The 22361-nt window shown below is 67.0% G+C and carries 18 protein-coding genes; 8 read left to right on the forward strand and 10 right to left on the reverse strand.

All coding sequences use genetic code 11. From position 1 onward, the window contains the following. Positions 1–29: 29 nt before the first annotated feature. From lepA to FPV16_RS01530, 5 genes are all read right to left on the reverse strand, one after another. Positions 30–1835 (reverse strand): translation elongation factor 4, encoded by a 1806-nt coding sequence (lepA, locus tag FPV16_RS01510; protein WP_027171154.1) that lies wholly within the window; start codon positions 1833–1835, stop codon positions 30–32. A 340-nt stretch (positions 1836–2175) separates the two neighbouring features. Then, positions 2176–2484, reverse strand: coding sequence for a BrnA antitoxin family protein (locus tag FPV16_RS01515; protein ID WP_227435602.1), 309 nt, complete (start codon positions 2482–2484; stop codon positions 2176–2178). Then, entirely contained in the window at positions 2459–2746 is a 288-nt protein-coding gene (locus FPV16_RS01520) for a BrnT family toxin (RefSeq protein ID WP_227435604.1), read from the reverse strand. Before FPV16_RS01520 ends, FPV16_RS01515 begins: the two co-directional genes overlap by 26 nt. 478 nt (positions 2747–3224) lie before the next feature. Then, positions 3225–6173 carry a response regulator gene (locus tag FPV16_RS01525; protein ID WP_227435606.1) on the reverse strand — a complete coding sequence of 983 codons (2949 nt, stop codon included), beginning with the start codon at positions 6171–6173 and terminating at the stop codon, positions 3225–3227. A gap of 125 nt (positions 6174–6298) precedes the next feature. After that, positions 6299–7117, reverse strand: coding sequence for a HugZ family protein (locus FPV16_RS01530; protein WP_227435608.1), 819 nt, complete (start codon positions 7115–7117; stop codon positions 6299–6301). A 337-nt stretch (positions 7118–7454) separates the two neighbouring features. On the opposite strand from FPV16_RS01530, the gene FPV16_RS01535 reads away from it, so the two are divergent. From FPV16_RS01535 to FPV16_RS01555, 5 genes are all read left to right on the forward strand, one after another. Next, entirely contained in the window at positions 7455–8165 is a 711-nt protein-coding gene (locus FPV16_RS01535) for a response regulator transcription factor (RefSeq protein WP_018046124.1), read from the forward strand. Positions 8166–8333: 168 nt separating this feature from the next. Beyond that, on the forward strand, positions 8334–10091 hold the full coding sequence (locus FPV16_RS01540) for a stimulus-sensing domain-containing protein (RefSeq protein WP_413629144.1): 1758 nt from the start codon (positions 8334–8336) through the stop codon (positions 10089–10091). Positions 10092–10103: 12 nt separating this feature from the next. Further along, positions 10104–10628 (forward strand): HPr kinase/phosphorylase, encoded by a 525-nt coding sequence (locus FPV16_RS01545; protein ID WP_227435609.1) that lies wholly within the window; start codon positions 10104–10106, stop codon positions 10626–10628. Between the two features lie 122 nt (positions 10629–10750). After that, positions 10751–11152: a PTS sugar transporter subunit IIA gene (locus FPV16_RS01550; RefSeq protein WP_027171161.1), complete on the forward strand. Its 402-nt coding sequence runs from the start codon at positions 10751–10753 to the stop codon at positions 11150–11152. Between the two features lie 184 nt (positions 11153–11336). Continuing rightward, complete coding sequence (locus FPV16_RS01555) at positions 11337–11663, forward strand: HPr family phosphocarrier protein (RefSeq protein ID WP_227435611.1); 327 nt, start codon at positions 11337–11339, stop codon at positions 11661–11663. A 40-nt stretch (positions 11664–11703) separates the two neighbouring features. Here FPV16_RS01555 and FPV16_RS01560 read toward each other — a convergent pair whose 3' ends face one another. The 3 genes from FPV16_RS01560 to FPV16_RS01570 all read right to left on the reverse strand — a co-directional run bounded on the left by FPV16_RS01560 (position 11704) and on the right by FPV16_RS01570 (position 15370). Further along, on the reverse strand, positions 11704–12558 hold the full coding sequence (locus tag FPV16_RS01560) for a hypothetical protein (RefSeq protein ID WP_227435612.1): 855 nt from the start codon (positions 12556–12558) through the stop codon (positions 11704–11706). A 138-nt stretch (positions 12559–12696) separates the two neighbouring features. Beyond that, the gene (locus FPV16_RS01565; RefSeq protein ID WP_227435615.1) at positions 12697–13815 is read right to left on the reverse strand and encodes a CobW family GTP-binding protein; all 1119 of its coding nucleotides are present in this window, start codon (positions 13813–13815) and stop codon (positions 12697–12699) included. Positions 13816–13846: 31 nt separating this feature from the next. Further along, positions 13847–15370 (reverse strand): D-alanyl-D-alanine carboxypeptidase family protein, encoded by a 1524-nt coding sequence (locus FPV16_RS01570; protein WP_227435617.1) that lies wholly within the window; start codon positions 15368–15370, stop codon positions 13847–13849. 386 nt (positions 15371–15756) lie between these two features. On the opposite strand from FPV16_RS01570, the gene queE reads away from it, so the two are divergent. From queE to queC, 3 genes are read left to right on the forward strand one after another with little or no spacing between them, the layout of a single operon-like run. Then, positions 15757–16389, forward strand: coding sequence for a 7-carboxy-7-deazaguanine synthase (gene queE, locus FPV16_RS01575; RefSeq protein ID WP_227435619.1), 633 nt, complete (start codon positions 15757–15759; stop codon positions 16387–16389). Positions 16390–16435: 46 nt separating this feature from the next. Further along, entirely contained in the window at positions 16436–16795 is a 360-nt protein-coding gene (gene queD / locus FPV16_RS01580; protein ID WP_227435621.1) for a 6-carboxytetrahydropterin synthase QueD, read from the forward strand. 2 nt (positions 16796–16797) lie between these two features. Next, positions 16798–17508: a 7-cyano-7-deazaguanine synthase QueC gene (gene queC / locus FPV16_RS01585; protein ID WP_227435622.1), complete on the forward strand. Its 711-nt coding sequence runs from the start codon at positions 16798–16800 to the stop codon at positions 17506–17508. 477 nt (positions 17509–17985) lie between these two features. Here queC and FPV16_RS01590 read toward each other — a convergent pair whose 3' ends face one another. Then, positions 17986–19938, reverse strand: a complete 1953-nt coding sequence (locus FPV16_RS01590) for a right-handed parallel beta-helix repeat-containing protein (RefSeq protein WP_227435623.1) — start codon at positions 19936–19938, stop codon at positions 17986–17988. Positions 19939–20819: 881 nt separating this feature from the next. Next, positions 20820–22277: a sugar transferase gene (locus FPV16_RS01595; RefSeq protein WP_227435624.1), complete on the reverse strand. Its 1458-nt coding sequence runs from the start codon at positions 22275–22277 to the stop codon at positions 20820–20822. Positions 22278–22361: the final 84 nt, after the last annotated feature.

The following is a 22361-nucleotide window of genomic DNA, read 5'->3' on the forward strand; positions in this document are numbered from 1 at the left end:
GCGGCACCCGCTCCGGCTCCGGCTCCGGCTCAATCGTCCATCTTCAGGGCGGCGATGAACGCCTCCTGCGGGATCTCCACGCGGCCGAACTGGCGCATCTTCTTCTTGCCCTCCTTCTGCTTGTCCAAGAGCTTGCGCTTGCGCGAGATGTCGCCGCCGTAGCACTTGGCGGTGACGTCCTTGGAGAGGGCCTTGATGGTCTCGCGGGCGATGATCTTGCCGCCCAAAGCCGCCTGGACCGGGATCTGGAACAGGTGGCGCGGGATCAGATCCTTCAGCTTCTCGCACATGGCCCGGCCGCGATGTTCGGCGCGGCTGCGGTGGACCAGCATGGAGAGGGCGTCCACGGGCTCGGCATTGACGAGGATCGACATCTTCACGAGGTCGCCCTCGCGGTAATCCGAGATGTGGTAGTCGAACGAGGCGTAGCCCTTCGAGATCGATTTCAGGCGGTCGTAGAAATCGAACACCACCTCGTTGAGCGGCAGGTCGTAGACGACCATGGCGCGCTTGCCGACGTAGTTGAGATCGACCTGGGTCCCGCGCCGGTCCTGGCACAGCTTGAGGACGCCGCCGAGATACTCGTCGGGGGTGAGGATGGTGGCGCGGATCCACGGCTCCTCGATGGCGGTGATCTTCATCACGTCCGGCATGTCGGCCGGGTTGTGCAACTCCTTGATCGTCCCGTCCGTCATCTGCAGGCGGTAGACCACGGAAGGCGCCGTCGAGATCAGGTCGAGGTTGAACTCGCGCTCCAGGCGCTCCTGGATGATCTCGAGATGGAGCAGCCCGAGGAAGCCGCAGCGGAAGCCGAAGCCGAGGGCCGCGCTCGTCTCCATTTCATACGAGAACGACGCGTCGTTGAGCCGGAGCTTGCTCATGGCGCTGCGCAGGGTCTCGAACTCGGCGGCATCCACGGGGAAGAGCCCGCAGAACACCACCGACTGCACGTCCTTGAAGCCCGCCAGCATCTCCTTGCAGGGGCGCTTGTCTTCGGTGAGCGTGTCGCCCACGCGGGTATCGGCGACCTCCTTGATCGAGCCGGTGAAGAAGCCGACCTCGCCGGGGCCGAGTTCGCCGATATCGGCCATCTTGGGCCGGAACACGCCGATCTTGTCGACCCCGTGCACGGCGTCGGCCCGCATCATGCGGATGTTCATGCCCTTCTTGAGCACGCCGTCGACGATGCGCACCAGCACGACGACGCCGAGATAGACGTCGTACCAGCTGTCCACCAGAAGCGCCTTCAGGGGCGCGTCGCGGTCGCCCTTGGGCGGCGGCAGGCGCTTGACGATGGCCTCCAGCACCGCCTCGATGTTGAGGCCGCTTTTGGCCGAGATCGCCACCGCCTCGGAGGCGTCGATGCCGATCACCTCCTCGATCTGGGCGCGGATGCGCTCGGGCTCCGCCGCCGGCAGGTCGATCTTGTTGAGGACGGGGACGATCTCGTGGTTGGCGTCCAGCGCCTGGTAGACGTTGGCCAGGGTCTGCGCCTCGACGCCCTGGGAGGCGTCGACCACGAGGAGCGAGCCCTCGCAGGCGGCGAGCGACCGCGACACCTCGTAGGCGAAGTCCACGTGGCCGGGGGTGTCCATCAGGTTGAGGATGTAGTCCTTGCCGTCCTCCGCGCGGTATTCGAGGCGCACGGTCTGGGCCTTGATGGTGATGCCGCGCTCCTTCTCGATGTCCATCGAGTCGAGCATCTGCTCGCTCATGTCGCGGAGCGCCACCGTGCCGGTGGTCTGGATCAGCCGGTCGGCCAGCGTCGACTTGCCATGGTCGATATGCGCGACGATGGAGAAATTACGGATGTTGTCGATGGGGACGGTGGTCATCGAGGGGTCTGTCTCCGGCGCGGTCGCGGTCCGTCGGCGTAAGGACGGGCCCGGCGCACGGCTTTTCGGTGTGTGGACGCGCGTCGGGAGATAGCAGTGCGGCACCGGCACGCCAAGCGGAGCCGCGCCCGCACGTGGTCGCGCCCCTCGGTTGGCGGCGGCATAGGAAGGCCACAGCGCTCCTGCGCCCGCCGGACGGCCAACAGGGCCTCGCCCATGTCCTGCAATGCCTCCTCGCGGGTCGCCCCCAAGGCGATCGCTTCCGGTACGGCAGAGCAATAGGGGTGGAGCGTGCCATCCTCCTCCCGGCGAAGCGCGACCGAATAGATCCGTTCGCCCGTCATCGCGCCAGCTCGCCCGCGCCCCTCGCCAGGGCCTCGTGCATCCGCGTCTGCCAGCCCGCGCCCGTCGCCTTGTAGGCGTCGAGCACGGCGGGATCGACGCGGAGCGTCAGGTTCACCTTGGGGGCCTCGACGGGCGGTCGGCCGCGCCCGCGCTTCGTTATGAGTTTGTAGATCTCCGGCGCCCCTTCCTTGAGGGGGCGCATTTCGGCGAGTTCGGCGTCGGTGGCCTCCGGGGTGTCGGACACCTCGTCCCAGTCCTCCTGGGAGAAGCTGACGCCCTCAGGTTTGCGATTGATGGTCGTCATAGGTCTTCCTTTCCTTCGCGCTGGCGGGGCGGATGCTGACGATATCGAGAGCTTCGGTCCCGAGGGGCGAGACGATGACGGCGACGACGAGGACGCCGTTCCATTCGCCGATCAGCATGTGACGGACGCGCCCTGTGCGGCTGGGGCGGGTCGGAAGGATCATGGCCCGCTCCGCATCGAACGACGCATCGAAGTCGGCGAAGTCCAGCCCGTGCTTGAGCAGGTTGGCCTTGCGCTTATGCTCGTCCCAGGTCGCGGTCACACGATTAGATGTAGGGGCGCTTAATGGCAGCAGCAAGCTATTTTTCGCTATAGCGGGAAATAGCTCACTCGACCTTATGAGGTCGTGGACTCCGTTCCTCATGAGGTATGAAGGGGTCGTGCGGTCACATGCGGCGCGGCATGGATAGGTCGATCTCCGCGCTGAACATCACCGTGACCGTACCTGGGCCGTCTGCCCCATCCGCCTTCCACGATCCCTCGGGCGTGATGAGAGCATCGAATGGACAGCTCGATGCGTCGCGTTTCGCCGCGCCCTTGCAGGGACCGATCGGCGTCTTCGTCATGGCGACCGACGTGGACGTTCCAAGGAGTCCTGCCTCGACCCGAAGGGAGAACCGCGCATTCGCCGCCGCGCAGACGAGGACGCTAGTCACTTTCCGAGCGACTCTGACAACTCCTGGTCACGGTCGCTTCTCTCTCGAGGCACGACGGCGCAGCGGAAGGTGTGTGAGAAACACTCAGAGCAGGGCCACGGTCTGGCGGATCTCGGGCATGGTCGGCCCCGTGATCTCGTGGACCATGCGGTTCATCAGGTCGCGGGCGATGAGGCAGCGCCCGTGGGCCTCGTCCCGCGCGGCACCGGCGGGCAACGCGGCGAAGGTCCGGCAGGCCTTGGCGAGGTCGCGGAATCCCGTCCTGTCGGCCTGGGCGGCCAGCGACTCCGCGCCGGCGGCGTCCATGTCGGCCCCGAAACGATCGACCAGCCTGACGAAGGCGCAGACGGCCTCGCGGGCCGCTTCCTCGCCGATCTCGGCATTCAGGGCGTCGAAGGCACTCTGCTCGAAGATCGGCGGCCGTTCCAGCGTCGGCCTGCCCGCCTCGCTCTCGCGCAGGACGATGGACGAGATCTGCTCAGCCACCACCCGCGACAGGGTCGGGAGATCGAACGGCTTGCCGAGATGGCCGTTGGCGCCGGCCTCCGTGAGGGTCCGAACCCGGTCCGGCATCATGCTGGCGCTCATGGCCACGATCGGCACCCGGCGTGCAGGGTGCTGCAGGGCGCGGATTCGCCGGATGGCCGTGGCCCCGTCCATTCCGGGCATCGACACATCCATGAGGACGAGGTCGTAGGCGCGGGCCTGTACCGCCAGGATGGCCGCCTCTCCGCCGGGCACCATGTCGATGCCGTAGCCGAGGCGCTTCAGCATCGCCTGGACGACTTCCTGGTTGATCGGGTTGTCCTCCACCACGAGGATGCGACCGGCCAAGGCCGCGTCCGGGCTCGGGGCCGGGGCGGGTCGTGTCAGCACCGGCGCCGGCGCGAGGGAGAGGGAGAACCGGTAAGACGCCGTCTCGCCCGGCGGCGTGCTCCGGTCGATGCGCCCGCCCCCCATGAGGCCGACGAGGCGCTGGGCGATGATGAAGCCGAGGCCGCTGCCGTCGAGGGCCACGGTACGGAATGCGGACTGCTCCGGGTCTTCGCCGGCACGGGCGGTGACGGCCACGCGCCAGCGCTCGACCGGCTCGCCGCGGCGCGGCCCCTGCAGCGCGAGGGTGACGGTGCCCCGGCGCAGCGTGCCGATGGCGTCGTTGAGCAGGTTGAGGAGGATCTGCCTCAGGCGGCGCTCGTCGCCCAGGATGTGGCGGACCCCTTCGCAGGCCACGACCACGTCGATGGCGATCCCCCTCGTCTCGGCCATGGGCCTCAGGAGGTCGGCCGTCCCACTCACCAGGGCGGGCAGGTCGAGGGGGAGGCTGTCGAGGCGCAGGTCGCCCTCCCCGGCCCGGGCATAGTCGAGAACGTCGTCCACCGTGCCGAGGAGGGTGTCGGTGGCCGCCCCCATGAGGGCGAGATAGCGGACCTGGTCGGGCGAGAGCCCTGTCGTGTGCGCGAGGAGATCGGTGAAGCCCTTGATCGTGGTCAGCGGCGTCCGGATCTCGTGGCTCATGAGGTTCATGAACTCGGATTTCGCCCGGCTCGCATTCTCGGCCTTGGCCTGGGCCAGTTCGGCGGCATCGCGGGCCATGCGCACTTCGTCGGCCTGATCCTGCCGCTTCGTCACGTCCCGCAGGGTCGAGATCACGTTGGGCGCCCCCGGCTCCGCCGAGGTCAGAAGGTCGTTGACCGCCTCGATCCAGATCGAGCGGCCATCCGCGTGGCGCATCCGGAACAGGGAGACGATGCTCGGCCGGCCGGGGCCGAGGCGGGCATCCGCGGCGGTGAAGGCGGCCAGATCGTCGGGATGGATACGCTCGCGCGGGTCGAAATCCGACCCTTCCGTGCCGAACAGCGCAGCGCCCGAGGGCGAGAGATAGGCGATGCGCCAATCGGCATGACGCAGGATGACGATGTCGGTCATGGTCTCGGCGAGGAGCTGGTAATGTGCCCGGCTCGCCGCGAGTTCACGGCCGCGCTCGGCCACCCGAACCTCCAGGCTGGCATTGGCCTCGGCGATGGCGGCGCGCTGCTCGGCCGAGACGCGGGACGCCGTCACGAGCGCCCGGCCGATCTGCTCGACTTCGCGGATCTCGCTGGCGGGAAGGTCGACGGGGTCGCCGCGCCCGATCGCCCCGGCGGCCCGTTTCAGGTTCCCCACCGCCCTGGCCACCTGCCGGGCATAGATCCAGGCGACGATCCCGCCACTGCCGAGCAGCGCCACGGCGAGGAAGCCCAGGACAGCCAGCGAACGATGGAGCGGGGCCTCGAACGCCTCCCGGTCCAGGCCGGTGACCACCGTCCAATCGGAGAGTCCGGAGCGGTGGTGGAATTCCATGACGCTGGCCTCCGCCTTCTCCCAATCCTCCAGGCGCTGGAGCCTGGCCGGAGGCGGGGGCGGCTCCTTCGCCGAGGAAGCTGAGCGGGTCGGCGCATTGCCGGTCCGCGCGACGATGCGCTTCGCGCCATCGACGAACACGGCGGAGAACGGGTCGTCGATCTCCGCCTGTGCGATCAGGCGGGCGAAGTGATCCGTGCGCACCGCAATGGAGACGAACATCTCCGGCGCGCCGCCGCGCAGGACCGGCGCGCAGATCAGGACGATGTCGGCCCCGGTGACCACGCTCTTGATCACCGGAGAGATGACCGGGCGCCGGGTCGCGATCAGGGACGCGGCGAGGTCGGGACGGGGGGAGGACGGCATGGCCGTACCGGCGGGCACGCGCGTGTTGACGATCTGGCGGCCATCGACATGGACGAGGGACACCGTGAATTCGGTGGTGTCCACGAGTGCCCTGCCCTGGGCGTCGAACCGCCCCCAATCCTCGGCGTCGATGGAGGGCGAGGTCGCCAGGGTCCTGGCCATCGCGCTCATCTCGGAGAGATCGCGGTCGAGGCGCTCGCGAAGATGGTCTCCGGTGAGCTGCCCCATCGTCTGCAGACGGGCTCGCTCGGCGGTCACGTACCAATCGGTGGTGACGACGGCGAGCACCACGAGGGGAAGCGCAATGGCGAGGGCGAAGACCATCATGGCCGCCACCGCCGAGTGTTGCCCCCGCTCCCCGCGCCTGCGCACCGCTCTCTACCCTGTCGATGGGCGCCCCGATGGGACGCCGCCTCGCTCCTCCTAGGCGCAGAGTCGTTTCGAATGCGTAGTCATTCGCCGGATGCCGGGGCCTCGCGCGCCTTGGCGGCCATCGCCACCAGGACCTTGCGCAGGCCGCCCATGTCGGTGACCGGCGCCGGATAGCGGATGCGCGCGGTCCGGTCGCCGGCCAGGAGATCCATGCCCTCCGGGTCGAGGCCGGTGAGGCGCCAGGGCCCGTCGCCGCCGCCCTCGGCCTTGGCGTAGAGGGCGAGGGCGTCCGCATGGTCCGCATTCATGTGCTCCACCGCCCCGCGCTCCCCGGCGATCAGGGTCTCGGCCCCCGACAGGTCGAGGCGGAGTTCGGCGGGGGTCAGCGTCGCCGCCTTGGCAAAGCCCCCGTTGAGATGCCCGGCGCTCACTTCGAGGGCGAAGAAACCGAAATCGGGGAAATCCGCATAGAGCTTCGCCTTCGGGTGGCGGGCGACGAAACGCTCGCGGATGCGCGGCTCCGTCGTCCGGCTCACCCGGCCGGTGACGGTGAGGCGGGGATGGGCCAGGGGATCGCCCTTGCCGCCGGCACTGAACAGCAGCGAGGCGCGCGGATCGGCCAGGAGGTTGCGCGTATGCGCCGAGAGGCGCGAGAGCAGCATCAGCGGCGTTCCGTCCACATCCGTGGCGATCGTCACCAGGGAAGCGAAGGGCGTGCCGTCCTCGGCGTCGAGGGTCGCCAACGCCCCGGAGCGGATGCTGCGCAGGAGATGCCGGGCAAGGCCGATCGCGTCGAATGGGGCCTCCGAGGCCGGAAGCGGGACGGCAGGCCCCCGCCGCTGCGGCGGTGCCTCCCCCGCCTCGCCCCGACCATCTTCGATCCGCTCGCCGTCAGCCATGGTGCACCCTGCTCTCATGTGGTCTCGGACCGGACTTTCCGACCGCCGGCCTTCATTCAGAATCGCGATGATAGGGGTTCTCGGACCGCTTGCGCGAGGCCGCCGGACTGCGGCACGACGGCCTCAGTCAAGCGTCAAACCGACCTATCCACCGAGCAAGCTCGCTTTTTTCAACCGAAGTCTTTACACAGCCTGACTCTCCGCGCGAATGCGGCCCCGCTTCCGAAGGGTTCGCCAGCGCGTCTTGCCGGCCCTCGTCTTCCGAGGGCGGGATGTGGAGACGACAAAAGCGAACCGACGTCCGCGAAGGCCGCATCCGAGCAACAGGGAACGCGACATGCCCACCATCGCCCTCGTGGACGACGATAGAAACATCCTCACCTCCGTCTCGATCGCCCTCGAGACCGAAGGCTACCGGATCCAGACCTATACCGACGGCGCCTCGGCCCTCGACGGCCTGAAGCACTCGCCCCCCGATCTCGCGATCTTCGACATCAAGATGCCGCGCATGGACGGGATGGAGCTGCTGCGCCGCCTGCGCCAGAAATCCGACCTTCCGGTGATCTTCCTGACCTCGAAGGACGAGGAGATCGACGAGCTCTTCGGCCTCAAGATGGGCGCCGACGATTTCATCCATAAGCCGTTCTCGCAGCGCCTCCTGGTGGAGCGGGTCAAAGCCGTGCTTCGCCGGTTCGCCCCCAAGGACGGGCCGGGCGCCGCCGCGCGCGAGGCGGATGCCGCCGCCCGCTCCCTGGAGCGCGGCCTGCTGATGATGGACCCGGAGCGGCACACCTGCACCTGGAAGGGCGAGGCCGTCACCCTCACGGTGACCGAGTTCCTGATCCTGCAGGCGCTGGCCCACCGGCCCGGCGTCGTGAAGAGCCGCAACGCCCTGATGGACGCGGCCTATGACGATCAGGTCTATGTGGACGACCGCACCATCGACAGCCACATCAAGCGCCTGCGCAAGAAGTTCAAGGTGGTCGACACCAACTTCGACATGATCGAGACCCTGTACGGCGTCGGCTACCGCTTCAAGGAAGGCTGAGCGCGACCCACGGACGTCGAACTCCCGCACCGCCGGCACCGCCACGCGCCGCCTTCCCGAACGGACGGGTTTCGGCGTCGCGTGGCGGTGTTTTGAGGCGTTCCGTGGCGGTGTTTTCCCTGCAACGATGGCGCCCATTCCGGGCCGGCTCTCCAACCCCGGACGATCGTGGATTCCCAAGACCAAGCCGACGCCCCGCAACGCGGCCTCCTCGCCCTGCCGCGCACGATCTGGCGCGGCATCGGCCAGCGCGCCTCGTCGAGCCTGACCCGCCGGATCGTCGTCCTCAACCTCGTCGGGTTGATCGCCCTGCTGTTCGGCTTCCTCTACCTGAACCAGTTCCGGCAGGGGCTGATCCAGGCGCGGGTGCAGAGCCTGCTGATCCAGGGCGAGATCATCGCCGGGGCGATCTCCTCCTCGGCCTCGGTGGATACCGACGCGATCCGCATCGATCCCGACAAGCTGCTCCAGCTTCAGGCCGGAGAGAACGGCGCGGGCGACGACACCCCCTCGCCGCTCACCTTTTCCCTCAATCCCGAGCGGGTGGCGCCGCTCCTGCGCCGCCTCATCACGCCCACCGGCAACCGCGCGCGGGTCTACGACCAGGATGGCGGCCTGCTGTTCGACACCCGTACGCTCTCGGCCCGCGGCGAGATGAGCCGCAGCGACGGCATCGTCGTGCGGAGCAAGCGCAATTTCCTCGAACAGGCCTGGGAGTTCATCCAGGCTAGGCTGTTCGGCACCGCCCGAACGCCGGTTCTGGAGGAGGTCGGCCCCGCGAGCGGCCATAGCCTGAAGGAGGTCCAGGTCGCCCTCGGCGGCGCACGCGGCACCCTGGTCCGCCGCAACGAGGCGGGTGAGACCAACGTCTCCGTGGCGGTCCCGATCCTGCGCTCCGGCGCGGTGCGCGGCGCGCTGATGCTCTCGACCCAAGGAGGCGACATCGACCGGGTCATCGCCTCGGAGCGGTTCGGCCTGCTCCAGGTCTTCCTCATCGCAGCCTCCGTCATGCTGGTCCTGTCGATCCTGCTGGCCGGCGCCATTGCCGGGCCGGTCCGCCGCCTTGCGGACGCCGCCGAGAAGGTCCGCCTCGGCATCAAGTCGCGCGAGGAAATCCCCGATTTCACCGGCAGGACCGACGAGATCGGCCACCTGTCCGGTGCCCTGCGCGACATGACCCAGGCCCTCTACCGGCGCATCGACGCCATCGAGAGCTTCGCCGCCGATGTGAGCCACGAGCTGAAGAACCCCCTCACCTCCCTGCGCAGCGCCGTGGAGACGCTGCCCCTCGCCAAGTCCGACGATTCCCGTTCGCGCCTGCTCGCCATCATCCAGCACGACGTGAAGCGCCTCGACCGCCTCATCAGCGACATTTCCGACGCCTCGCGCCTCGATGCGGAGCTCGCCCGCGCCGAGGCGCGCAAGGTCGATCTGCACAAGCTGATGACGACGGTGGTCTCCGTCGCCAACGAGCGGCGGCGCCCGAAGGACGCCCTCATCCAGTTCGACGTGGACACGCCCCCCGGCGACGTGGAGGCCCCCTTCATGATCTTCGGGCATGACAGCCGGCTCGGACAGGTCGTCAACAACCTCCTCGACAACGCCCGCTCGTTCTCACCCCCCGATGCCAAGGTACGGGTGGCCCTCCGCCGGGTCCGCGCCGAGGTCGAGCTGATCGTCGAGGACGAGGGCCCCGGCATTCCCGAACACGCCCTGGAGCGCATCTTCGAGCGTTTCTACACGGACCGGCCGGAGCAGGGGTTCGGTCAGAATTCGGGCCTCGGCCTCTCGATCTCGCGCCAGATCGTCCAGGCCCATCGCGGCACGATCAGGGCCGCGAACCGCCCCGGACCCGCCGACGAGAACGGGGAAGCGACGGTGCGTGGTGCGCGGTTCGTCGTGCGGCTCCCCGCGGTCACCCGCTAGGCGCACCGGCCCGTGGACCGGTTCCTCCCCTCGCAGGCCCTCACGGTCCACGCCACTTGCCTGGTCCTGGGAGAGGCGGGCATCCTCATCAGGGGTGAATCCGGCGCCGGCAAATCGTCCCTGGCCCTCGCTCTCCTCGATCGGGCGCGGCAGGAGGGCGGATACGCCGCGCTGGTGGGCGACGACCGTATCGGGCTCACCCACCATCACGGACGCATCGTTGCGCGCGGCCATCCCGCCCTTCGTGGGCTGATCGAGATCCGGGGCGTGGGGCTCGTCCGGGCATCCCCGCTGGCCGATGCGGCCGTCATCCGCCTCGTGGTCGATCTCGTCGGGACACTGCCACGACTGCCCGACACACCCCTGGATCCGGTGGATATCCTCGGCGTCGCGATTCGCCGGATCATGCTGGACCGCAGCATCCGCGACTGCGCATTGGCGCCGGGTCTCGTGCTCGATGCCCTTATCACGAGGGCAAGCGTTGCCCCACGGACGCACCTCCGCACCGTCTCATGCGAATTCGGCCATCCCATATAGCGTGGCGCGCACCCACATGACATGATCCTGGGGCTAGGAGACGCAAAACTTGACTCTCGTCTTGCGTCTGACCTTGCGCTGCACAAAATGGCGGCTCCCACTGGGTGTCGGAACACGCGTCTATGATTGGAATGGTGCTTGTCACCCACGGGCTGCTCGCCACCGAGTTCAAGGCTGCCCTTGAACACGTAGTCGGTCCGCAAAAGCAGATCGAGACGATCACGATCGGCCCCGAAGACGATATGGAGTTGCGCAGGCTCGACATCGTCTCCGCCGTGGACCGGGTCGATACCGGCAAGGGCGTTGTCGTGCTCACCGACATGTTCGGCGGCACGCCCTCCAACCTCGCTTTGTCCTGCATGAATGGCGGGACGGTGGAGGTGGTGGCTGGAATCAACCTTCCGATGCTGATCAAGCTCGCCAGCGTCCGCGATGCCGAGCCCCTGGGAGATGCGGTGCTCCATGCTCAGGAGGCGGGCCGGAAGTACATCAACGTCGCCTCGCGCGTCCTCGCAGGCAAATAATACTTCCGCGAGACGAACGGACTTTCCCAAACATCCTCTGCCGGCTTATCAGGCAAGCGTGGCGATTTTCCGCGGCGTTGTCCCGGCGCGGTCGTGCCATCACTGGACGAGGATCGGGCCGGACGCAGCGGGCTAAATGTTGGCGGACCCGGCCACAGGGACAGGACAGGGACGGCACAGGCCCATGAGCGACGCTTACGACGACGACGATGTCGAGCCCGAGATCATGGTCCCGGAGGGCGGCCACTTGAGGATCCTTCCGGTCATCAACCGGCGCGGACTGCACGCGCGAGCTTCGGCCAAGTTCGTACAGACGGTGGAGAAGTTCGAGGCTGCGGTGACCGTCACGCGCTCGGGCGAGACCGTGGGCGGACGCTCGATCATGGGCCTGCTCACCCTCGGCGCGGCACAGGGCACCTCCATCGCCGTGGTGGCCTCTGGCAGCGATGCCGAAGCTTGCCTCCAAGCCATCACCGACCTCCTCGCCAACAAGTTCGGCGAGGACGAGTAGAGGCCGGTTCGGCCTCTGATATCCGGAGCGTATAGGACGGTCAGGCCGCCCGCGTCTCGGCCTGCCGCCATACGATCGAGCCCGGACCGGCGCCGAGGCGCAGGGCCGCTGCGACGATGACGCCATCCTTGCGCGCGAAATCGACGCTGGTCTGGCGCCTCTGGGCGAAGCGCCGCGTCACAACCCTGACCATGGACGAGGCGGACGGATCCCGAACGATCGGGTTTCCGGACACCCGCGCATCGAACGAGAGATAGGCCTCGACGGCATCGCGGATGCGGAAGGGCTCGGTGATGCGCTCGATCTCGACGCCATCGCGAGTCCACGGTCCGGCAAGCCGCACGCCCACACGATCCCGCGCCGGCACGACTTGGGCCTCGGACGCTTCCGAAAGGAGGACCGTCTCCTCCGGTGCGGGCACGACGGGGGGCGGGATCATGATCAGCGTCGAGCGGGGATGGACCGCCTTGACCGCCGCCCGCAAGGCGCCCTCGACCTCATCGAGGAACCCGGGCTCGATGGTGGGCGCGACGACCGGACCGGGCGGGTACCAGCCCTGCGCCCGGCCGTTGCCCCACAGGCCATGCGGCATGGACAGGGGAATGACGCCGCGCAGGCGCGCGAACTCGCCCTGCCCGCTCCACGCGAAGGCGAAGACGAGATCGCGGCCGCCGGACTGATGCACGGCCGCGGTGAGCAGGTAGTCAGGGTCGGCGTAGATCGGTTCCGGCCAGCGGATGCGGGTCAGGAGCGCGCGCCACGCGTCGACCTCCACCGGTTCCACCACGTTGGGCCGCCTCAAGACGATGCGACACCCGCCCGCGTCGACATCCGTCCCGAATCGCTCCGCTTCTACGAACCGGCCACCCTCGATGATGCTCAGCCCCTGTCTCATTCGGTGATTCCGCTACCGATGTGTTCCGAAATGGAACATCACTCTCCGCCATACGGCCAAGCATGGTATATAGAATCAAAATGAATGCCGCCCAGCCATTCCCGAAACAGGACGGGTCCTGCCGAAGAGACCGGTGACCTAGCCTCCGGGAATCGCCAGCGGATTGGCCGTCAGAGCGGCGGCATCGGGCGCATCGATCCTCGGACGCCCGAGGAAGGCATCCCACAGGCCGGTGACGAAGGCCGGATCGAGATCGCGCACGATCAGGACGAGGCGCGAGCGGTGATCGTCGTCGGGCCATGCGGCGAGCTGGACCGGCATATGGATGACATGCTGGACGCCGTGGACCACCACGGGACGATCCGGTTCGTCGGCGAGCGCCACCAGCCCCTTCAAGCGCAGGAGCTTCGGGCCGTGTCCGGACCGCAGGAGATCGAGGAACATCTCGAAGGCCGCCCGCTTCACCGGCACGTCGCTGGTGAGGGTGAAGGCCCGGATCGCGGCATCGTGGCGGTTCACGTCGTGATGGTGGTGGCCGTGATGATGATCGTGGTCCGGGAAGGCCTCGGCGCCGAGCCAAGCACGGATATCCTCGCTCTTGCCGTCCAGGCCGAAAAACCCGCCAAGAAGCTCCGACGGCGCCACGTCGGGGCCATGAATGGGCGCCGTGGGATTGAGGATCCGGAGGCGGGCGCGCAGGGCGTCGCTGCCGGTGTCAACGAGATCCTCCTTCGCCAGCACGATCCTGTCAGCCACGGCGACCTGGCGCAGGGCCTCGGGATGAGCGTCGAGGGTGGACGCGCCGTTGACCGCGTCCACCACGGTGACGACGGCCTGCAGCCGGTACCGCAGGGCGAGATAGGGATGGTAGATCAGCGCGTGGAGGATCGGGGCCGGGTCTGCGAGGCCCGTCGTCTCGATGACGACCCGGCGGAACGGCGTGATGCGGCCATTGTCGCGCTTGCGCAGCAGATCTTCGAGGGTGGCGATGAGGTCGCCGCGCACGGTGCAGCACAGGCACCCGGCGCCGAGCAGGATCATGTCCTCGTCCACCGTCTCGATCAGGAGGTGATCGAGGCCGATCTCGCCGAACTCGTTGACGATGACCACGGTGTCCGACAGGGCCGGATCGCGCAGCATCCGGTTGAGGAGCGTGGTCTTGCCGGCTCCGAGGAAGCCGGTGAGCACCGTGAGCGGGATCGGCTCGGGACGGCGCGGATCGTTGTTCGGAGACGTGGGCGGGGAAGGATTGGCCATGGAACCGGCCTACCCTGCCGCCGCCGCTGGCTCAATCCTCGGCGGATCGCGCAGCGGAAGTCTTGCTGGTGCCGGATGCCTTGGCGGCGCTCTTCACAGGCTTCACAGCGGGCTTGGCGGCGGATGACTTGGCCGCGGTCTTGTCGCCAGCCTTCGCCGCCGGCTTTTCCGGGACCTTGTGGGCCGGCTTCGCCGCGGTTTTTGCAGCGGGCTTCTTGCCGGTATCGACCTTGGCGGAGGATCTCGCACCTCCCGCGATCACCGGCGTCGTCTCCACCGGAGCATAGGCGCTGGCGGTGGCGGGCACGACGCCCTTGCCGTTCGCAGCCGGCTTGGCGAGCCTCGACGCCTCGCGCTTGGCGTTCGCGGCCTCGAGCTTCGTCTTGCGGGCCTCCGCGATCTTGGCGGCGCGTTCCGCCTTCTCGGCCTCGGCCTGCTCGTTCAGGGCGATGGCGCCTTCGGCCGGATCGCGGCCGATCCAGACCAGGATCGGCTGCAGGGGGGCGCGCGGCGGCAGGGCACGGCCCTTCAGGGAGCCGTTGTTGAGGGTGGCGAAGGCGAGCGCCGAGCCCACGGGCGCGGCGGCGGCCAGGATCGAGGCGTTCTCGCTGCCGGCCTGCGAGGCGATGGGGCCCGGCCCCTCGTCGACGGGCAGGGCCTTGCGCTTGTCGCAGATATAGGGACGCAGGTCCGGAGGCTCGGAGATGGCGGACGCGGGCAGCGAATCGATGGTCGGCGCCGTCCATCCTGCCGACTGGGCAAAGCCGTAATCGAACAGGTCGGACGCCTTGAGGTCGCGCTCGCGGGCGCTCGGCTGGCCCATGATGATGGTGATGAGGCGGCGGCCGTTTCGGGTGGCGCTGGCCACGACGTTGAAACCGCCCGAACAGATGAATCCGGTCTTCATGCCGTCGGCCCCGGCATAGCGGCCGAGCAGGCCGTTATGATTGGCCATGATCGACTTGCCGAACTGGATCGCGCTGATCGAGAACAGGGCGCGGTTGTCAGGAAAGTCGCGGATCAGTGCCCGGCCGAGCACTGCCATGTCGCGGGCCGAGGTCCATTGCCGGGCGTCCGGCAGGCCGTTGGGATTGGTCCAGCGACTCTCGCGCATTCCGATCCGGGCGGCGGTCTCGTTCATGATGGCTGCGAAGCCTTCGACGGAGCCGCCGAGATTTTCGCCGATCGCCCAGGCGACATCGTTGGCCGACTTGACCATGATGATCTTCAGGGCGTTGTCGAGGGTCAGCTGCGTGCCCGGCCGGAACCCCATCTTCGAGGGCGGCTCGGCGGCGGCGGCGGGCGAGATGGTGATGAGCGAGTCGAGGGAGACCTTGCCCTGCCGCACCATGTCGAGGGCGACGTAGGCGGTCATCAGCTTGGTGATGGAGGCGGGGAACCACGGGTCGGTGGCACCCTGAGCGTAGATGACCTTGCCGGAATCGACCTCGACCACGAGGATCGGCGCCGTCACCGCGCCGGCCGCACCCGCTCCGAGCAATCCCGCAGCCGTGGCGAGACCAAGGACGAGGCGGCGCAACAATCGGTTCGACATCAGGCCCGTCTCGAAAGGGAACGCCCCGACGCCATCATGGCCGGTCCGTCCAAAGAAAAATAGCGCACCGGCCGCGCTTTGGCGAGGAATGCCAGCCTTCGGCCATCCCTACGAGAAGGCCCGGCGCGAATGCCCATCAACGCCGTCTCCGTGGCGAGACCATGGCGATGCGGCCGAACGATTGGTGCGATGCACAGGCCCGGTCAGGCAGACGTCATGCGAGCGAAGGCCGGACGTTGCCGCGCGCGCATGGTTGCGTTGGGCTCCGCCCCATGGCCTCGGAGCGGGGAGGCGTCTATGGGCTGTCACATCGCGTCGCGATGTTGGAGGCAGGCCGTTCCCCATCGCGGGACGGGGGCCTTCCGGGGAGATCGGCTGAGAGAGCGATGGGCTACGCGGTCAAGGAACTGTTCCACACCCTCCAGGGTGAAGGAGCCCAGGCGGGCCGAGCCGCGGTGTTCTGCCGGTTTGCCGGCTGCAATCTCTGGTCCGGCCGCGAGGAGGACCGCGCCACGGCCGCCTGCACCTTCTGCGACACGGACTTCATCGGCATGGACGGCGAGGGTGGCGGGCGCTTTTCGACGCCTGAGGCTCTGGCCGACGCCATCGCCGCCACCTGGGAAGGCGGCGCTTCTCACCATTACGTGGTCTTCACCGGCGGCGAGCCGCTGCTGCAGCTCGACCCCGCCCTGATCGCGGCGATGCATGCGCGCGGATTCGAGATCGCAGTGGAGACCAACGGAACCCTGGCGGCCCCCGAGGGAATCGACTGGATCTGCGTGAGCCCGAAGGCGGGCAATGCCTTGGTCCAGACCACCGGACACGAGCTGAAGCTGGTCTACCCGCAGGACGAGGCTCTTCCCGAGCGCTTCGCCGCCCTCGACTTCCGCCACCATTGGCTCCAGCCCATGGACGGCCCCGATCGCCTTGCCCATACCCGGGCGGCAGTGGAGTATTGCCGCCGCGACGCGCGCTGGCGGCTGTCGCTGCAGACTCACAAGATCATCGGCATTCCGTGACCGCCATCCGGCCACCCCATCGCGTTTAAATTCTGTAGAGTCGTCCATGAAGATCACCCAAGCCTTCACCTTCGAGGCGGCGCACCGCTTGCCTAACGTGCCCGAGACGCATCGCTGCCACCGGATGCATGGGCATTCCTACCGGGTCGAGCTGACGATCTCCGGCGCCGTAGACCCGGCGACGGGCTGGGTGGTGGACTTCTTTGACGTGGAGCACGCCTTCGCGCCGATCCTGGCCCAGCTCGACCATTACTGCCTCAACGAGATCGAGGGGCTGGAGAACCCCACCGCCGAGCACATCGCGGCCTGGATCTGGCATCGGACGAAGCCCTCCCTGCCCGGCCTGTCCTCGGTCAAGGTGATGGAGACCCCGATGTCCTGGGCCGAATACGAAGGCGAATCCTGACCATGAGCGATGACGGCGCCCTGGTCCTGTTCTCGGGCGGACAGGATTCCACCACCTGCCTCGCCTGGGCGCTCGAGCGCTTTCCCCGGGTGGAGACCCTGGGCTTCGACTACAACCAGCGCCACCGGGTCGAGCTCGACGGGCGGGCCCACTTGCGCGAGACGATGGCGGCCATGAACCCGGCTTGGTTCCGGCGTCTGGGCCGCGACCACACCATCAGCCTCGATGCCCTCGGCAAAATCTCCGAGACCTCCCTCACCCGCAGCACCGAGATCGCCTTCGAGGCGGGTGGCCTGCCCAACACGTTCGTGCCCGGCCGCAACATCATCTTCCTGACCTTCGCCGCAGCCTTGGCCTACCGGCGGTCGCTGGGCCACATCGTCGGCGGCATGTGCGAGACGGATTATTCCGGTTATCCCGATTGCCGCGACGACACGATCAAGGCGCTCCAAGTGGCGCTGAATCTCGGCATGGACCGCCGCTTCGTCCTCCACACGCCCCTTATGTGGATCGACAAGGCGGAGACCTGGAAGATGGCCAAGGACCTCGGCGGCCAACCCCTGGTGGACCTCATCGTCGAGGACACCCACACCTGCTACCTCGGGACGCGCGGGGAACGCCACGCCTGGGGCTACGGCTGCGGCACCTGCCCAGCCTGCGATCTGCGCGCGAAGGGCCATGCGAAGTTCATGGCCGAGGCGGTGGCGGAGTAAGGTGGGCGCCCGCACCGTCGCGGACAGCGTAACCCGATTCGTGTCCGACTTTCGCGGTGCCGGGCTTATCCGCTTTTTCTCGCACGAGACGACCCGCGACATCCGTCCTGTTTCAGGACTGAATTCAGCCGCACTGCAGATTCTCGATCGAATACCATAGAAATTACGGCGTAATTGACAGTCGATCTTTCATCGGCGAAAAAAGATCTGGCCCCATTGCACGACCGGAGGGCGCCGTGCTGGACATCATATTCTGGATCTCCGCCTTTGTTTCCGTATTTGGCAGCATCGGGCTGATATGTATATTTTTTTGGCCCGAACAACGCCAATATATTGAATGGGACGATCACTCGATCAACTGAACTATCACCATGAAAGCGCTTATCCCGCAGAGTAAAGCTTTGGGACAAGCGCAATCGATCCGCACCCGGACCGATCTTTCGATCAGCCCGGACGCATGATGGTGTCAGGTCGGTTTCAGCTCCACGCGAACTCGTTGATCAAGTGTGCCTGCGGTGTGATGTCCGCTTCGGTGGCATCAGCCACGGTGGCCGCAACCTCGCCCCACAGAATGTTGGTGGGATTGCCCGCATTCTCGTAGGACGAGTTGGTGACCGACACGCCCTCCCCGGACGTGTTCCAGATGAGGGCGTTGGAGAGCGGCGCCCCCCGTCCCTGATCCGTGGCAATGTTGTCAAACGACCGGGTAAAGTCGAAGCTGACATCGTCGGTATAAGTGGAGAAGGCGCCGTTCCCCATGTGGATCGCGTCGACGTGGCTGACCCTGCCGCCGGTGGACCCTTCCTCGAACATCACGCCGACGCCGCTCGGCGAATTGTTGCCGTCGATGACGCCGTTGGAGATGGTAACGTTGGCGCTCTGGTAGACGGAAATGTTGTCTTCGGTCCAGGACGTGGCAGCGTCGTTCTTGACGTAGAAGGTATCGAGGGTCGAATCCGGCGACTTGTCGAACTGCACGAGCTGTCCACGCGGGAATGGCCCGTGGAAGTCGTACCCCTCGATGCCGCTGAGGGCCGCGCCGGGCGAATTGAGCAGGTAGATGCCCGACGAGCCCTCGCGCAGGGTCGTGTCGATGACGGTGAGGTTGGTTCCCCGGTCGACATCGATGTTGTTCTGGCCCGTATCGGTCTCCGGCCCCGAAGCGGGTGCCCCCGCATTGATGATCTCGCTGTTCTCGATGCGGACGCCATCGGCGCCGATCACCGACACCCCGACACCGTCGGAATGATGGATCCTGACGTTCCTGAGCACGACGCCGTCGTGCTGGATCGACACGGCGGCGGTACCCTCGGCGTAGATGTCGAGGTTCTCGATGACCTGGCCGGCATACTCCGACTGGATCGGGCCGTCGTGACGCGTCAGGGCGATCGAATCGACCGGCACGGTCGGCGGCGTCTCGATGGGATCGGGCACCGTCACCACCGGCGGGACTTCGACGGGATCCGGTACGGGCAACACCGGCGCTGGGTCGACGGGCTCGGGGATCGTCACGATCGGGGTATCGCCGTTCCACGCGAACCCATTGGTCCAATGGGCTTGGGGTGCAATGTCCGCTTCGGTGACATCGGCCACGGTGGCCGCAACCTCACCCCACAGAATGTTGGTGGGATTGCCCGCATTCTCGTAGGACGAGTTGGTGACCGACACGCCCTCCCCGGACGTGTTCCAGATGAGGGCGTTGGAGAGCGGAGCGCCCCGTCCCTGATCCGTGGCAATGTTGTCGATCGACCGGGTGTGGTCGAAACTGACATCGTCAGTATAGGTGGAGAAGGCGCCGTTCCCCATGTGGATCGCGTCGACGTGGCTGACCCTGCCGCCGGTGGACCCTTCCTCGAACATCACGCCGACGCCGCTCGGCGAGTTGTTGCCGTCGATGACGCCGTTGGAGATGGTGACGTTGGCGCTCTGGTAGACGGAGATGTTGTCTTCGGTCCAGGCAACGTCGGGATTGTTTTTGACGTAGAAGGTGTCGAGGGTCGAATCCGGCGACTTATCGAACTGCACGAGCTGTCCGCGCGGGAAAGGCCCGTGGAAGTCGTACCCCTCGATGCCGCTGAGGGCCGCGCCGGGCGAGTTGAGCAGATAGATGCCCGACGAGCCCTCGCGCAGGGTCGTGCCGGTGACGGTGAGGTTGGTTCCCCGGTCGACATCGATGTTGTTCTGGCCCGTATCGGTCTCCGGCCCCGAAGCGGGTGCCCCCGCATTGATGATCTCGCTGTTCTCGATACGGACGCCATCGGCGCCGATCACCGACACCCCGACGCCGTCGGAATGATGGATCCTGACGTTCCTGAGCACGACGCCGTCGTGCTGGATCGACACGGCGGCGGTGCCCTCGGCGTAGATGTCGAGATTCTCGATGACCTGGCCGGCATATTCCGACTGGATCGGGCCGTCGTGACGCGTCAAGGCAATCGAATCAACGGGCGCCGACACGGGCGATACGAGATCTTGATTCGGATTGCCGCCAATTACCTGATGCATTGTTTCTCCAACGTTTTCAGTGATCGGCGGGGACGCCGATCGCTCATGGTCCGTGCGAGTAGACACGGCCATTCCTTCGCATCGACACCGCAGCATCGATGACCTCCCCGGCCAAGCCATGGCCGGACAAAGAGAAATATCGAGCTATTTCTCTTTAATCTCACAATTAAGAAGATTTACCTCTGATAAATGTACTCTTATGTACAAATCAATTAGCTATTGAGAGAAATCAACTGATTTCTAAGCTAAGCTATCTTTCCAATATTGTTCTAAATGTGTCAGAGCGCTGATACTAAACTTCCCACGACCCGCCACTGACACGGTGGCAGGGCATCGATTCGGGATCGCAGGGAGATCGATTTCTCAGCCGGCGGCGGATGCGGGTCCGGGCGTATCTCAAGGATTCTCAAAGGGTTCGGCACAGCCGGGATGGAGCACCGATCGCTGCTCGAAGTAGCGATGCGCCGGTGCCGGCTCGCGACATGGATGTCGGAAAGATCCCGCGAATGGCCGCCATGCAGAGTCGAGATCTGCGGCGCCGCGAAGACGTAGCGTGAAGAACTGGCGCGAAGAATTGGCGCCACGAACCGCACCCACCGGGGCTTGATGCGTCGCCCGCGGATCGGCACGGCGAAGCCGGCCCGGAACGATTAGCCGGTTCGGCCGAAATCATTCCTCATCGCGGCGGGTCGGGTCGCGCTTTGCGCCGGCTGGATCGACACCGAGGGCCGAGACGCGTGAAATGAAGACGGCACGCGCCGTCCGATCGGCCGATACGGGCATCGTCGCCCCTGACTGGCTGCGGGTTACCGCGCGCCCTTGGCGCCGAGGACGGCCGAGACCGTTCCCATCAGGATGTAGAGGTCGAGCCACGGCGACCAGTTGCGGATGTAATAGGTGTCCTGGCTGCGCTGGACGTGGAGATCGCCGTCGCTTCTCGACGAGATCTGCCAGAGGCCGGTCAGGCCGGGCGGCACGCTGGTGCGAAGCGCGCGGAACTCGGGGTCGAACCCGTCCATGTGATAGGCCGGAAACGGCCTCGGCCCGACGAGGCTCATGTCGCCGCGCAGGATGTTCCAGAGCTGCGGCAGCTCGTCTAGACTCGTTCGCCGGATGAAATGCCCGACCTTCGGCAGGATTCGCGGATCGGCCGAGAGCTTGAAGAAGCGCTGCCATTCCTCACGGGCCGCCGGGCAGGATTCGAGATGGGCGTGCAGACGGCGCTCCGCGTCGGAATACATCGTCCGCAACTTCAGGACCCGGATCGGCCGTCCATGCCGTCCCACGCGGATCTGGACGTAGAACGGACTGCCCGGATCGAGGCTGCGGATCGCTGCGGCGAGGATCACGATCACCGGAAGGGCCACGATGAGGCCGAGGCTTGCGAGGGTGCAGTCGATCACGCGCTTGAGGGCGAGGTTGCGCGGCCGGTACAGTTCGCGCCGGATTTCGAGGCCGATGGCGCTGCCGAGGGGCTGCACCTGAACCCACATGGTCTGCAAGTCGTGGATCTGCTGGACCAGCACCGTGCGCGGAGCGGGAGACCGGCTCGTCCCCTTGCCGTCGTACAGGGCGAGGGTGGCGCAGGACGAGAACAGCAGCACCTCCACGGGCACCGCCGGGGTCTCGTCGATCATGCCGAGGATGGGCAGCCCCTCCATCCGGACCGGCTCCTGCCCGCGCTCGGCGAGGAAGCCCACCGGCCGGAACCCGAGTTCCGGCTGAGCGAGGAGAGTGTCGGCCAGGCTGCGCCCGGCGGTGTCGGCTCCCACGATCACGGTAAGAGCCCCCCAGAGCTTCCACCGGATCAGCATGCTCCTCAGCGCGGATTCGCCATAGAAGCCGATCACCACCAGAAGCGCCGACACCACCGCGATATCGGCGACGCCCCGCGCTGTCGGCCCCTGAGCGCTCACGACTAGCAGGCAGCTGATCGCGTAGATGCAGACCCCGAGGACGCGCAATCGCAACCGCTCGGGCGGGCTCGGCCCATAGCTGGAATAGAGCCCGAACACCGCCAGGATGAGCACGATGCCGACGGGGGGAATCGGCACCGAGGTGGCGGGCCCCAGCCAATCCGTCAGCGGCAGCCAGCCGGTCAGCGGCCCGGGCACGAGGCCCGCCACGCCTGAGAAGAAGAGATCCCCCCCGACCAGAACCGCCGTGACGATGGCCCGCCGCCGTCCCGGCCGGAGTTCGGACTCCACCGGCTTGGCCCGCTCGACCGCAGGGCCCGCGAGGATGATGCTGTCGGTGGTGCTCATGGGAAGCCATTCCGGAAACGCGAGGCCATGCCGGCCCTGGAACGAGAGGAAGCGGGATAGCGTCGCGACGGGGGCGAGCCCGGC

It is taken from the genome of Methylobacterium sp. W2, assembly GCF_020662345.1.
Classification (GTDB): domain Bacteria; phylum Pseudomonadota; class Alphaproteobacteria; order Rhizobiales; family Beijerinckiaceae; genus Methylobacterium.